The following is a 13,191-nucleotide window of genomic DNA, read 5'->3' as shown; positions in this document are numbered from 1 at the left end:
TTTCAGCTGTTTTGGGTGATAAATGCAACACGTTCATCGATGCTTCCAAAAGGAACAGTTTGAAGTTCGTAACCAAAACGTTCATACGTATTTACCAAGATTTCGCCGATTTCTTTTGCTTCGGAATAACTTTCGTAGCGTTCGTTATCGTTTCGGTAAATAGCTTCCCACGGCGGAAAAAAGAAAATTTGGTCGTAACGGTAGGTATTACACGCATCGATAAATTCTTTTGGGTAATGGTCGCCGATGTAATCCAAATAGGCTAGCACATCGGGTATACCACGGTCGAAAATAACCGCATTTTTTGGTTCTTCCTGTGCTTGGTGGTGCTGTTTTATGCGTCCTTCGAGAAGGATACGGCTAAAGTGCAGCGGTTCGGCAATCCACAATTGGTCGATACCTGCTTTTTGAGCCTCGAGTGTAACTTCTCGCGACACTTCTTGATAGCAAGTAAATCCGAGGTTTTCGAGCGATTCTAATACCGAAGTTTTTCCACTTCCGGGTCCGCCAACAAGCGCAATAAGTTTTTGTTTAGTCTTCATAATCAATAAGTGCAAAGGTATAAATTTGCATTGTTTTGTTTTCCATAATCATTCTAAATGCGAAATTTTCTGTTGCAAAACAGAACTTTGCGCCTTTTCCGAGCATTTACGGCGCTTCTTTGTTTTTGGATGCATTTTGAGCTAACTGAATGTCATTTTTAACTGAAGGCATGGAAAGTTATTCTAGTATCTTTAAATTGTAAATATCTGTATTTCAATAATTTGAATGTTAATATTTAATAGTATTTACACATAAAAGTTGCTTTAGGATTACACCTAAGTTTTGGTATCTTTGCCGTTATTAATGTCATGGATAGTAAGACAGAAGAATTTTACAAACGTTTAAAGTTGGAGCTTGAAAACGGGGCTACATATCCGCTGCCGTATCTGTTTAAATTCATTGTTCCAACAAGTAATCACAATATTGCGCGGGTAGAGTCGGCTTTCGATTTAATGGGTGCCGTTATTCAAACCAACACCTCAAAAACCGGGAAATTTACCAGCGTTTCGGTTTCAGTGACCATGCCCAGTTCGCAATCTATAATCGATAAATACATCGAGGTTTCCGATATCGAAGGAATCGTATCTTTATAAGTATGAACAAACCCTACATCAAAGAGAATGCTGCCGACGTTGTGCATCATTTAGAATACAATTCGGAGCGTCAGCATTTGATTATCCCCGAATACGGACGTCATTTGCAAAAGTTGATCGATCAAGCAACGCAGATTGAAGATCGCGCCGAACGCAATAAAGCAGCGAACTACATCATCAATGTAATGGGAACATTAAATCCGCATCTGCGCGACGTTCCCGACTTCCAGCACAAGCTTTGGGATCAGATTTTTATCATGTCGGATTTTAAACTCGACGTTGATTCGCCGTATCCGGTTCCGAGTCGCGAAGTACTGCAATTGCGTCCAGATCCTATGCCGTATCCGCAGAATTTTCCCAAATACCGCTTCTATGGAAATAACATCAAATTCATGATCGATGTAGCAAACTCTTGGGAAGAAGGCGAAATGAAAAGTGCGTTGGTGAAAGTAATTGCCAACCACATGAAAAAGATGTATTTAAGTTGGAATAAAGACACTGTTAAAGACGACGTTATCTTCGAACATCTCTATGAATTATCCGACGGAAAGATAAATCTTACAGGCGGCGAAGAAGAGTTGGTGCATGCTATCGAACTAATCAAAACCAACCAACGCATGTCGAATAAGGTGTATACCGGACAGCCTAAACACAAAAACAAAAACGGTAAGAATTTTAAAAATCGCAAACAACAATAGCTAAATGGGAGTTTTCAAAATAGAAGGCGGACATTCCTTAAAAGGTGATATTACGCCACAAGGCGCCAAGAACGAGGCTTTACAAATTTTATGTGCAGTTTTACTTACTTCGGAAGAAGTTCGGATCGATAATGTTCCGGATATTATCGATGTAAATAAGCTCATTACATTGTTGGGAAATTTGGGTGTTAAAATAACCAAGCACGGAAAAGGCTCGTTTACCTTCAAGGCCGATGAGGTAAATGTTGGCTATTTGGAAACTGAAGCTTTTAAAAAAGAAGGTGGTTCGCTTCGTGGTTCGATCATGATTGTTGGACCGCTTTTAGCTCGTTTTGGTCGCGGATACATTCCAAAACCAGGTGGCGATAAAATCGGACGTCGACGTTTAGATACCCATTTCGAAGGTTTTATAAATCTTGGAGCGAGTTTCAGATACAATCGCGAAGATCATTTTTACGGTGTAGAAGCCCCGAATGGCTTAACAGGTACGTACATGCTCCTAGACGAGGCATCGGTTACCGGAACAGCAAACATTGTTATGGCAGCTGTTTTGGCGAAAGGTACAACTACCATTTACAATGCGGCTTGTGAACCGTACTTGCAGCAGTTAGCGAAGATGCTCAATTCTATGGGAGCAAAAATTACCGGTGTCGGTTCGAATTTGCTTACCATTGAAGGTGTTTCCGAATTAAAAGGTTGTACGCACCGCATACTTCCGGATATGATTGAAATTGGCTCGTGGATCGGCTTGGCTGCGATGACCAAAAGTGAGATTACCATTAAAAACGTAAGTTGGGATAATTTAGGTGTTATACCTAATACGTTCCGTAAGCTCGGAATTACTTTAGAGCGTCGTGGCGATGATATTTACATTCCGGCACATACCAACGGCTACGAAGTTAAAACCGATATCGACGGCTCTATTTTAACGATAGCAGATGCACCTTGGCCTGGCTTTACGCCCGATTTATTGAGTATCGTTCTTGTTGTTGCCACGCAAGCCAAAGGCGATGTGTTGATTCACCAAAAAATGTTTGAAAGCCGGTTGTTCTTTGTAGATAAGTTGATTGATATGGGTGCGAAAATCATGTTGTGCGACCCGCATCGTGCGGTTGTTATCGGACACGATTTTAAATCGCAATTAAAAGCTACTACAATGTCGTCGCCGGATATTCGTGCGGGAATTTCGTTGTTAATCGCTGCCTTATCGGCGAAGGGAACGAGTACCATACAAAATATCGAGCAAATTGATCGCGGCTACGAAGATATCGAAGCACGTTTACGAGCTATTGGAGCAAGAATAGTGCGCGAGTAATTGATTTAACGGTTGTTTTTCGCTGTTAAACAATACAAAAAGCTAGTTTCACATTTAACAACTTTTTGAAAACTTGGTTTAGTGGTGGAAACAGTTAGTATTAATGTTTGCTTGAAAAGATTCTATCTCTTTGTTAGTTAGTTTTTTATTTTATTTTTGAATTATGAGATAGATTTTAATTTGATTTTTATGGTTTCCCCAGCTTTGTCAAGAACAAGTACTTTAGTAGTGGCTATTGTTCTTTTTGTTACGATTTTATCCGGATGTTCTGGTTCTGAAGATTCTGCACCTAGCTTTGGAGTTAGCAGTTTTAGTGTTGTTCAAGATGGCTCTAAACTAAACGTTCAATATACCACTTTCGGTAATGTGAGTGGGGCTAGCCTTTACAGCGTAAGTCCTACGGGAGAAGAAATTCCTTTGGCAACACTTTCGAATCCGTCATCGATTTCGATAGAATCACTAAATCTTCAAGTTGGAGAGACAGTTACTTTACTGCTGTATGCGGTTTCTGATGATACATTGTCCGCTCCTTCTAACGCAGTTTCAATTATCATACAAGCTTACTGTAATGAACCATCAAATCTACGAACAGAAATAGGTTATTTGTTTTGGGATTCAACTATTCCCGAAGGAGCTGCCTCTTATCAGGTTCAATACGGAACTCAAGGCTTTAGCTTAGGGTCGGGTTCAATTTTTACAGTGAATACTCCCTATACAAATAATCTGACTTTTCAAGCAGGTCAGTATTACGATCTATATGTCCGAAGTTTTTGTTCTAACGCTCAAGAGTTCAGCGATTGGGTTGGTCCGCATACATATTTTTCTCAATCTAATCAAAATGTATGTACGGCTCCTACTAATGTAGGTTACAGTGTTGTAGACAATTTTTTTGGTGAACCGGTTGGTGCTGAGTTTACCTGGACAGACGTTGGGAACTCAGACAATTACGAATATAATTTGGTAGTAAATGGTCAATCTCCAAACGCCAGTGCAATTGAACAAGGTACTTCGCCAACAATTACGTATTTATCATTGGTTCAAAATACCGAATACGATTTCTACGTAAGAACACGTTGTATTGATGGAACTTATACGGCTTGGGTAGGGCCATTAAATGTAAACATAGGAAACTAAGCGAGTTAAAATATCCCTTTGTAGCTACTTTTAAAATTCTTCTTCACTATTAGTCTTTTGACAGACAGTATGTAAGAAGAATTTTTTATTTGAAATGAGTTCGATGTAAAAATCGATGTCAGAAATCACTTTACTAATTAGTATAAGCACTGTATTTTCTCTGGTATACCGAGGTGTCTCGAAGAATACAACGAGATAAATGACCGTCTATATTTTTAGCTTACAAAGAGTGTATAAATTGCAATTCTCGAAGATGCAACCTTTGCTTAGTACGTTCTTACAAAAAATTAAGGTCAACTTCAAGTTATCTATTCTTAATTGTAGTGAGTTCGTCCTAAAAATTTATCTCATTATCAATTTTCAACTTTTCTAGGTCATGTGAAGGTGCTGATTCTATGAGAAACTATCTATAAACAAGAGCTTGCCTCAAATTCAAATAATCTTAGTTGACACAAAATAAATGCGAATGCTTCCAAGAGAAATCATCCGCTTTTTTTGCTTCCGCGTAAGCTTCGGTTGTTTCGAAATCATACGCTGCAAGTAATTCGTTCTTAAGCAGCGCGTTTTGACCAAATAGAGTAGTGGCTATAAAAAACGCAAATAGGAAGAATACATTTTTCACAGCCACATTTTTTTAATCTACGAAATCTAAAAATTTTAATCCAAATATGATACCGTCGCCGACAAATCCGCCTTGGTACGAGCGCACATAATCGAGACGTAGTTGGCGAAACTTCCCAATTCCAAGTTTATCTAAACCGATTGAAAATTCTTGATACGGCTTGCGGTCCGGAACGGCTAATTGGTGCGCTCCGAGGATTAAGTTAGTCTTGAGTAAATTCAACAAGGGTATTTTATTGATGAAGTAACCAGCATCGTCGTATTCGGCATGAAATTCTGCGTAACTGTCGTTCGTACTTGCGTCGTAATACGGTAATAAATTGAAAACGTTCAGATAGCGTCCGCCGCTATTTACGTTCGTTTGGTTGCCATTAAAGTGTTGGTAGTCGATGAACGAAATATTTTTGGCATTAAACAACTTCCCGCCTTTAAGGTTCACTGCGAAATTTCCTTTGTTTTCCAAATTAAGATCGTAAAAAATACGACCAGAAACTTGCGAATAATTGAAGTTGGAATCGCTGCCTGCAAATGCGTGTAGATAATTGAAGAAAAGCGTCGGATAATCGGAATCGCGGATTTGAAGTCGGCTATCAGGACGTGTTATATATTTCACACCGAAGTTATACCTCATTCCCAGTGAGACTTTCGCTAAGCTGTGTCGTTCGAATGCAAGCGCATCATCTGTTGGATTTAACGGATTGTTCGAAAGATAGGCATCGTCATTTTTGATCAGGGTGTAATCTGTATTGTTTTGAAGCGCACGTCTTTGCGACCACTCTGATCTCAGTGAAGCATAAAAGCCTGGTGCTAGGTATCGGCCAAATGATGCTGAAACAAACTCTCTGTTGTAGAGTTTCATAAAGTTGTTTTTAAAGAATAAAGTGGCCACCATGTTTACCAAAGGCGTGATGGGTTGCGCGCTATTAAATTGTTCTGTAGCCACGCCTGCCTCAATAAAAAGCGCGTCATAATTAATTCGGTTGAAAAATTGTGAATAGCGCAGCGTATAACGCAGTCGATCTTCTGCAAAACCGTAGTTTAGATTTAGTTTTAAGGACATATATCGACCCGATTCATCGTTTTCTGGTTCTTTTACAAACCCAAATCCGCTGTTAACGGTATATCCTTGAACAGTGTTGAAACCGTAGCTAAATGGAGATACAACGCCGTCGTAGCTGAAACTATACTTTTTGTAAGAGTTTCTGTAAGTATAACCCGTTAAGATGTCGAATGGTTTGAATTTGTTGCGTTTACGGTCGACTGAGTCAAGATAAGTTTTCGAATTTCGGACGGTCGAAATACTGTCTTTTTTCTTGTAATCCGTCATTTCTTCATTGGTAAGCGGGATGGGTCGAAACTGATTCCAGTACGCATCGTCTTTTTTATTCGATTCTTTTTCTACCACAACCATTTCTCTACCAAATAATTTGCGGTCATTTGGGAGTTCAAATTCGTAATTAGAATAAACGTAGCTAAATTTTCCATTGAACTTAATTCCAAAGGCGCCTGCTTGGAATTCTAACGATTGGACGTTTTTACTCCACAAATTATTTGCCTGACTAAATGAAAATTGTTGCTTTATCGTAAGGTTATCGATAAACTCTTGGCGCATGCGGTAGCCTTTTGTGGTCAGGTCAACAGCGTAAATAGCGTATGAATCATCGACAATATAAATAAAACCGTCGAATGTTGGTTCGCTGTCTCGCTTACTGCTAACTTGAATTTTGTAAATCATCTGTTTAGATTCATCTTGAAAACTACCTACGATTTTGTATTTGTAGTAGCTAAACGCTTCGCTGCTAATTGGCGATATCATTGCAGTTCCGAAACGAATGGTGTTGTCGTAGAAATCGTACGACGTACTTCGAGCCGTGTTGTAGCTGTAGCCGTTATCGTTGCCGCTTACTTTTGAGGCAATGATGTTTTCTTTTAGTTGGTCGGGCTTTTGGAATGCGATTTTAGAAACTGTTTCGCTGAGATAAATGATTCCGCTGCCGGTAGAATCGACCATACCGTCGAGATCTCCAACTTCTTGCCCAAATATTTTTTTAGGTAAATCTTTAATTTTGAACATACCACGAGAGTAAAAATCTGCTGTAAATTTTGCGGTGCGTTCCGAATTGCTTTTACGTGCTTTAATAGCCTCGCGTATCATTCTATCCGCCGGATTTTCTTTAGCATTAATCACAACTTCCTGTAAGTTCAGCTCCTCTTCAACCATAACGACATTCTGGATGATAACCTGGTCAGAAACTTGAACAGTTTTCTTTAGTGTTTTATAACCAAGTAATTGGTAAACAATAGTGTAGCTACCTGGTTTACTTATTTGAAGGAAGTAGTTTCCCTGTTCATTTGCAGAAGTTCCGTTATAGGTACCCTCCACCAGTACACTCACGCCTGGAAGCGGAGCGCCCGATTTTTCGGTTATAGTACCTTTAATCTGTGCGAAACCAAACGTAGAAAACAGAAGGATGAGTAGAGCGATTTGTTTTTTCATGATTTTGATGATTATTGTTGTGTTTTTGAAAGATGATCAATTGCTAAACGATAGCCGTCGAGTCCGCAGCCAGAAATAACGGCGATACAGACAGCACTCAAATACGAATGGTGTCGGAACGACTCTCGAGAATAAATATTAGATATGTGTACTTCAATTGCGGGCAGCGCTACTGCTTTTATGGCATCGGCTATTGCGACAGAAGTATGGGAATAGGCGGCAGCATTAATCACAATAGCTGTCGCTTTTTTTCCGGCTTCTTGAATGAAATTAACTAATTCGCCCTCTATATTCGATTGGAGATATTCAAGTTTTGTTTCCGGAAACTGCTGTTGCAACTTCTCGAAAAACAGCTCGAACTGTTCTGAACCGTAAATCTCAGGTTCTCGAGTTCCAAGCAGATTTAAATTGGGGCCGTTAATAATGTATATCATTGGGGAGTGTTTTCGAAATTCAAAAATGCATAAAAAAACCCGTTAGTTACGGGTTTTTTCAATTTGTTACACATTTTAATGGGTTTAGAATTTAAAGCCTATGCCAACTTGAACAGAAGTGTTGGTGACTTCAGCATCTTTAGAAGCTTCAGTTAGCCCCAAAATATAACGAGCGTGTACCGAAATGTTGTCGGTTATATTATATCCAAGTCCGCCCACAGCTGCAAAATCAAATGATTCTGTTTCAAACGCATTTCCAATGTTGTCGTTCACTAAAAAACCGAATTGAGGCCCAGCTTCTATACTGAAGGTTTTTGACGTCAAATAAAATTTAGCAAGCACAGGTACATTGATGTAATCCAAATTTATGTCGTCACCGCCATCTATAGAGGCTCCCTGCGACGAATACAAAACTTCGGGCTGAATGCTGAGGTTTTCAAATAAACTCACTTCAACAAAACCTCCGAAGTAATAGGATGCGATGGGGCTTGATTTGAAATTATCGCTCTTTATATCGCTGTAATTTGCTCCAGCTTTAATTCCAATCCCTAAAGTTTGCGCTTGCATTAATGGTATAAAAGCAAGTAAAATAATTAAGTACAGTTTTTTCATAACGATTTTTTTTATGGTTGTTCAAAAATATTAAAAGAATTGTCGAAAATCTGTTAAAAATTCATCAAGGAAATATGTTGATAACCTTGTTAATAAGTGTTTTTGTGTGCCGATTTGAGCAAACTTCTCAAGCCTATAAATTTGTGTAACTAAAAAAACTAAACAAAAAAGAAAAAAAATATTTTTAGCGTTATTGCGCTTGCCGCAGTTTCGTTTGCAAACGCACAAGATCAAGTTGGTTTTGCTAAAGGAGATTTGTTCTTGACAGGTTCTTTGGGTTACTCTACAGAGAAAATTGGAGATCTGAAAAACGATGAATTGTTTATAGCTCCTGCTGTAGGCTATTTCGTAAGTGAGAACATCGCTGTGGGTGCTCGTGTCGGTTACGGTACGTCTACCATTACAGATGAAACTACAGGAGCAGATATCGACAGCAACACTCTTACTTTCAGTGGTTTTGGTCGCTACTACACAACCCCAGCTGCAAACTTCTCTTTCTTCGTAGAGGCAGCTGCAGGTTACAACAGCATCGAAATTGCTGATGCAAAGTCGAATGGTTTCAATATCGGAATTGCACCAGGTATTAACTATTTCTTAGCGAAAAACTTCTCAATTGAGGCTACTGTAGGTGTATTAGGTTATTCTACTATCAAACCAGATGCAGATGGAGCTGAGTCAACCGACACATTCCAACTTGGTTTAGATGCTACAAACCTAACTTTTGGCTTAAATTACAGATTCTAATCGAATCTTATCTTAAAAGAAAAGACGATCGTTTGATCGTCTTTTTTTTGCCTTTTTTTGGGCGTTCGAGCAGGCTTTTCGCTGCAATATCGTTTGTACTTTTTGCAAATGCCTGTCGCTTTACCGGCTTTCGCTGTCGCCCGTAAAACTTCCGGCATTTTCCAAAAAGTACGGCACTTTATTTCCGCTGCAATCCTTAACGCAGCAATCGTTTCCCCAAAATCGGTCTGTACTAAAATTGAAAACCTACGCCCACTTGAAGTACCGAGTTTTTAACATCTACATCTTCTATGATGTCTGTTAATCCGTAATTATATCTTCCGTAAAGGAAAAAACCTGCATCCGATTTGAAGGTTAAGCCACCTACAACAGAAAAGTCGTAATCGGCCGCTTCATCAATTTCAAAATCCCCTGGATTGTTGTTCGGATCGGTATCAATTTCCTCATTTGCTTTAAAACCAAATTGCGGTCCCGCTTCAATAGATAAGCCTTTTAACAGATAAATCTTTGCCAATACCGGTACGTTAATATAGTCTAATTGATACTCAATTTTGTCGTTTGACCCACCACCAAAACCATCAAATTCAGATTCAAAACCTTGACTCGAATACACGGCTTCAACTTGTAATGCAAAACGACTTGTGATTGGAAACTCCGCGAGTGCACCTACGTGAAAACTAGTTCGAGCATCAGGTGAGTCGAAATCGTCTCCCGTTACAGTTGCGTAATTTAATCCGCCTTTTACACCAAAATTAAACGACGAGCTCGGAGTAGTACTGTCTTGGGCAATTGCCGACTGTACAAATACTGCGAATGCCATTGTTCCTAAGATTTTTAAACTTTTCATAATTGCAATTTTAAGATTACTCGACAAAGGTATCGGCAGTACTGAGTTGCCGCTTTATGTCATTTACGAAAAGAATTGTACAATTTCCGAACGATTTACTAGCTTCGCTGCATGACTAATTGGGCTTCCTACATAAAATCGTACACCGATTATCTACGGATCGAACGTGGGCTTAGCGCCAACACGCTTGTGAATTACCGTTTCGATCTCGAAAAACTGACGCGCTATCTCGAACAAAACAACATGAATATTTCGCCAGTAGCAATCGAAGCTGCCGATTTAGAGGCCTTTCTTTACCACATGGCGCCACAAATTAATGCCCGCAGTCAGGCGCGGTTGATTTCAGCCTTGAAAAACTTCTTTAATTTTCTTGTTTTCGAAGAATACCGAAAAGATTCGCCGATGCAACTCATCGAAGCGCCGAAATTGGGACGGAAACTGCCCGAAACTTTATCGCTAACCGATGTTAATAATCTGGTGAACGCTATCGATCGAAGTACTGCCGAAGGCCAACGAAATGTTGCCATACTCGAAACGCTGTACGGTTGCGGCTTGCGTGTTAGCGAAGCGGTTACGCTACGAATGTCCGATTTATTTCCACAAGAAGGTTTTATTCGTGTAGTCGGAAAAGGCGATAAGCAACGCTACATTCCATTAGCCGATGCCACTTATAAGTTTATTCGTATTTACATTGAAACCATACGAAAACATATGATCGCTGCAAAAGGAGATGAAGATATCTTGTTCTTGAATCGTCGAGGTAAACGACTAACGCGTGCCATGATTTTCACGATCATCAGACAAGCCGCCGACCGCGCAGGTATAAAGAAAGTGATAAGTCCGCACACACTTCGCCACTCCTTTGCCACTCATTTACTCGAAAATGGTGCCGATTTGCGCGCTATTCAATTGATGCTCGGACACGAATCTATTACTACTACCGAAATTTACGTACACGTCGATCGAAGTCATCTTAAAAAAACAATCGAAGCCTTTCATCCGAGAAAATAAATTTAACTTCTGTTTTTTAATAACTTTTTATAAGTTAACTATTTTTATAAAAAAAATATGGCACGTACTTCTAAAAGCTTTTTTGGAATAGCAGTAGCGATTGTTTTCTTTGTTTTAATTCTCTCGGCTGTGATTTTTGTTTTGAAAGGAAAGAACGACTCTGCTAACGGACAAAAAAAGATAGTTTTGGCAAGCGGAGTTACCATTACTGTATCACCCCGCAGTTTTTTTGATTTCAGAAATAGCGTGTATTACGTTTCGTGGAATGAAGTTAAAGTAAAGAACGGTAGAATAGACCGTACAGTTGGATTAATTCTTAAGGGCGAGCCACTCGACAGTAAATTCCGAATTAAAGTGGGTGAATTTGAAAAATTCGACCTTCATATACAAAAAAAAGAAGGTGAATTAACCGAAGATGAAGCGTTATTAGCGCTTCAACGCGCGGGTTTACTGGAGCGCGTAAAAAAATGATTTTTCTCAAAAAACTAAACTTAAGTTTAAATCAAATCAGCAACATATTTACAGAAAATTAAGGATATAGCTGTATCATCGAGAACTTTTTTTGTTTATTTGCGCGAATAAGTAAACGATATACAATAAATGTCTGAATTTCGGCAATCCGAAGAAATGTTCCGCGATTAGCGCGAAGCTTTTTTAAGTAAGCTATTGTCGCAAATTCCGGATTTGATTTTTCAGATGACTGCTCATCCAGACGGTCGTATTACTTTTCCATTTCTCAGCGACGCCGTTTACGAACATTTTGAACTCACTAAAGATGAGGAAGATTTGTATGTAAACGAACTTCTTGGGTTAAAGATTATAGACGAAGATTTACCCGGCTTTTTCGACTCCCTAGCTGAGTCCAAAAAAACCTTACAGCCCTGGAATTTCGAGTTTCGCAGTCGTTTGCCCATCAAAGGCCTTCGGTATTTTCGCATTCGCGCTACCGTAGAACGTGATGCGAACGATTGCTATCAATTTTACGGCCGCGTAAACGATAACACCACGCAACGCATTCAAGCTTTAAAGTTGAAAATTTCAGAAGAACGCTATCAATTTGCTTTGGAAGCTTCGTCGGAAGGAATTTGGGATTGGGATGTACTTTCAGACACAGTTTTCTTTTCTTCCCAATCCATGAAAATGCTCGGATTTGAAGAAAAAGACGTGGTATTACAACGAACGTTTTGGGATAGCCGACTGCATCCCGACGATCGCGAAACGTATCAAAACGATATCGACAGACATTTCGAGGGAGCTACGCCGTTTTATGAGAATTTACAGCGTATTATGGACTTCAACGAGCATTATAAATGGATTTTAAGTCGCGGGAAAATCGTATTTCGCGATTCCGCTGGAAAACCGAAACGCGTAATTGGAACGCACACCGATTTCAGTTTTCGAATCAAGCAAGAAGAAGAGCTTAAGAAAACTTTAGAAATACTCAGCGAACAAAATAAACGATTGCTAAATTTTGCACACATCGTTTCTCACAATTTGCGCAGTTACGCCGGTAATTTTGAAATGCTGCTCGATTTGTATGACGAAGAAACCGATGAGGAAATTCGCAATCAAAGTTTGATGTTTTTGCGGTCAAATTCGCGCGAGCTTTCCCAAACAATCGATAATCTGAAAGCATTGGTCGACATACATTCCGACTTAAAGCCGATCAGACGCCATCTAAATCTGGCAGAGTATGTACATAAAATGATTGCCTTACTAAGCGAAGAGTTTGCTAAACACGAAGTTGAATATGTTGTTAATATTCCAAACGACTTCACAGTACTGTATAATCCGGCTTATCTAGAGAGTATTTTGCTGAATTTTTCCACTAATGCAGTCAAATATTCACACCCAAATCGCAAGCCCTTGATTAGATACGAACTAAGTTATGAAGATGGAAAAAGCGTTCTTTCGATTAAAGATAATGGCTTAGGAATCGATTTGAAATTGCATCAGAACAGTATCTTTGGAATGTATAAAACCTTCCATAAGCATCCGAATTCACGAGGTTTGGGACTGTTTATGTCTAAGAATCAGATTGAAGCCATGGGAGGAACGGTTAAAGTGAACAGTGAGGTTAATGTAGGGACGGAGTTTAAAATTTATTGAGTTATCCAAATATATTCCGTATATTTATACCTG

General features: G+C 39.3%; 13 protein-coding genes. 8 read left to right on the top strand and 5 right to left on the bottom strand.

Features of this window, described 5'->3' with window-relative positions; translation table 11 throughout:
* Positions 1-2: 2 nt before the first annotated feature.
* Positions 3-542, bottom strand: a complete 540-nt coding sequence (locus CHX27_RS04705; RefSeq protein WP_094485611.1) for an AAA family ATPase — start codon at positions 540-542, stop codon at positions 3-5.
* A gap of 309 nt (positions 543-851) precedes the next feature.
* Between CHX27_RS04705 and CHX27_RS04700 the strand changes: the two genes are divergently transcribed.
* The 4 genes from CHX27_RS04700 (at position 852) to CHX27_RS04685 (ending at position 4,283) form a co-directional block, all read left to right on the top strand.
* Positions 852-1,136, top strand: coding sequence for a DUF493 family protein (locus CHX27_RS04700; protein WP_094485610.1), 285 nt, complete (start codon positions 852-854; stop codon positions 1,134-1,136).
* 2 nt (positions 1,137-1,138) lie between these two features.
* Positions 1,139-1,834 carry a DUF4290 domain-containing protein gene (locus CHX27_RS04695; RefSeq protein ID WP_094485609.1) on the top strand — a complete coding sequence of 232 codons (696 nt, stop codon included), beginning with the start codon at positions 1,139-1,141 and terminating at the stop codon, positions 1,832-1,834.
* Between the two features lie 4 nt (positions 1,835-1,838).
* Positions 1,839-3,149: a UDP-N-acetylglucosamine 1-carboxyvinyltransferase gene (gene murA / locus CHX27_RS04690; RefSeq protein ID WP_094485608.1), complete on the top strand. Its 1,311-nt coding sequence runs from the start codon at positions 1,839-1,841 to the stop codon at positions 3,147-3,149.
* 189 nt (positions 3,150-3,338) lie between these two features.
* Positions 3,339-4,283 carry a hypothetical protein gene (locus CHX27_RS04685; protein ID WP_094485607.1) on the top strand — a complete coding sequence of 315 codons (945 nt, stop codon included), beginning with the start codon at positions 3,339-3,341 and terminating at the stop codon, positions 4,281-4,283.
* Between the two features lie 634 nt (positions 4,284-4,917).
* Here CHX27_RS04685 and CHX27_RS04675 read toward each other — a convergent pair.
* The 3 genes from CHX27_RS04675 to CHX27_RS04665 all read right to left on the bottom strand — a co-directional run bounded on the left by CHX27_RS04675 (position 4,918) and on the right by CHX27_RS04665 (position 8,447).
* Entirely contained in the window at positions 4,918-7,401 is a 2,484-nt protein-coding gene (locus CHX27_RS04675) for a DUF5686 and carboxypeptidase regulatory-like domain-containing protein (RefSeq protein ID WP_094485605.1), read from the bottom strand.
* 11 nt (positions 7,402-7,412) lie between these two features.
* Positions 7,413-7,835, bottom strand: a complete 423-nt coding sequence (gene aroQ / locus CHX27_RS04670) for a type II 3-dehydroquinate dehydratase (RefSeq protein WP_094485604.1) — start codon at positions 7,833-7,835, stop codon at positions 7,413-7,415.
* An 84-nt stretch (positions 7,836-7,919) separates the two neighbouring features.
* Positions 7,920-8,447, bottom strand: coding sequence for a porin family protein (locus CHX27_RS04665; RefSeq protein ID WP_094485603.1), 528 nt, complete (start codon positions 8,445-8,447; stop codon positions 7,920-7,922).
* 180 nt (positions 8,448-8,627) lie between these two features.
* On the opposite strand from CHX27_RS04665, the gene CHX27_RS04660 reads away from it, so the two are divergent.
* Entirely contained in the window at positions 8,628-9,191 is a 564-nt protein-coding gene (locus CHX27_RS04660) for an outer membrane beta-barrel protein (protein ID WP_094485602.1), read from the top strand.
* A 232-nt stretch (positions 9,192-9,423) separates the two neighbouring features.
* On the opposite strand, the gene CHX27_RS04655 is transcribed toward CHX27_RS04660, so the two are convergent.
* Complete coding sequence (locus tag CHX27_RS04655) at positions 9,424-10,038, bottom strand: porin family protein (protein WP_094485601.1); 615 nt, start codon at positions 10,036-10,038, stop codon at positions 9,424-9,426.
* Between the two features lie 111 nt (positions 10,039-10,149).
* Between CHX27_RS04655 and xerD the strand changes: the two genes are divergently transcribed.
* From xerD to CHX27_RS04640, 3 genes are all read left to right on the top strand, one after another.
* Complete coding sequence (xerD, locus tag CHX27_RS04650; RefSeq protein ID WP_094485600.1) at positions 10,150-11,049, top strand: site-specific tyrosine recombinase XerD; 900 nt, start codon at positions 10,150-10,152, stop codon at positions 11,047-11,049.
* A 57-nt stretch (positions 11,050-11,106) separates the two neighbouring features.
* Positions 11,107-11,520, top strand: coding sequence for a hypothetical protein (locus CHX27_RS04645; protein ID WP_094485599.1), 414 nt, complete (start codon positions 11,107-11,109; stop codon positions 11,518-11,520).
* Positions 11,521-11,733: 213 nt separating this feature from the next.
* Positions 11,734-13,158: a sensor histidine kinase gene (locus CHX27_RS04640; protein WP_133063416.1), complete on the top strand. Its 1,425-nt coding sequence runs from the start codon at positions 11,734-11,736 to the stop codon at positions 13,156-13,158.
* The last annotated feature ends 33 nt before the right edge of the window (positions 13,159-13,191 follow it).

It is taken from the genome of Flavobacterium aurantiibacter (genome assembly GCF_002251775.1).
Taxonomy (GTDB): Bacteria; Bacteroidota; Bacteroidia; order Flavobacteriales; family Flavobacteriaceae; genus Flavobacterium; species Flavobacterium aurantiibacter.
The sequence above is the reverse complement of the archived record's forward strand: the minus strand, read 5'-3'. Positions and strand labels throughout refer to the sequence as shown.

What these genes read in the sequence shown, in the direction of transcription:
- CHX27_RS04705 (WP_094485611.1), bottom strand. Translation starts at nt 542, where the DNA reads ATGAAGACTAAACAAAAACTTATTGCGCTTGTTGGCGGACCCGGAAGT.
- CHX27_RS04700 (WP_094485610.1), top strand. Translation starts at nt 852, where the DNA reads ATGGATAGTAAGACAGAAGAATTTTACAAACGTTTAAAGTTGGAGCTT.
- CHX27_RS04695 (WP_094485609.1), top strand. Translation starts at nt 1,139, where the DNA reads ATGAACAAACCCTACATCAAAGAGAATGCTGCCGACGTTGTGCATCAT.
- murA (WP_094485608.1), top strand. Translation starts at nt 1,839, where the DNA reads ATGGGAGTTTTCAAAATAGAAGGCGGACATTCCTTAAAAGGTGATATT.
- CHX27_RS04685 (WP_094485607.1), top strand. Translation starts at nt 3,339, where the DNA reads ATGGTTTCCCCAGCTTTGTCAAGAACAAGTACTTTAGTAGTGGCTATT.
- CHX27_RS04675 (WP_094485605.1), bottom strand. Translation starts at nt 7,401, where the DNA reads ATGAAAAAACAAATCGCTCTACTCATCCTTCTGTTTTCTACGTTTGGT.
- aroQ (WP_094485604.1), bottom strand. Translation starts at nt 7,835, where the DNA reads ATGATATACATTATTAACGGCCCCAATTTAAATCTGCTTGGAACTCGA.
- CHX27_RS04665 (WP_094485603.1), bottom strand. Translation starts at nt 8,447, where the DNA reads ATGAAAAAACTGTACTTAATTATTTTACTTGCTTTTATACCATTAATG.
- CHX27_RS04655 (WP_094485601.1), bottom strand. Translation starts at nt 10,038, where the DNA reads ATGAAAAGTTTAAAAATCTTAGGAACAATGGCATTCGCAGTATTTGTA.
- xerD (WP_094485600.1), top strand. Translation starts at nt 10,150, where the DNA reads ATGACTAATTGGGCTTCCTACATAAAATCGTACACCGATTATCTACGG.
- CHX27_RS04645 (WP_094485599.1), top strand. Translation starts at nt 11,107, where the DNA reads ATGGCACGTACTTCTAAAAGCTTTTTTGGAATAGCAGTAGCGATTGTT.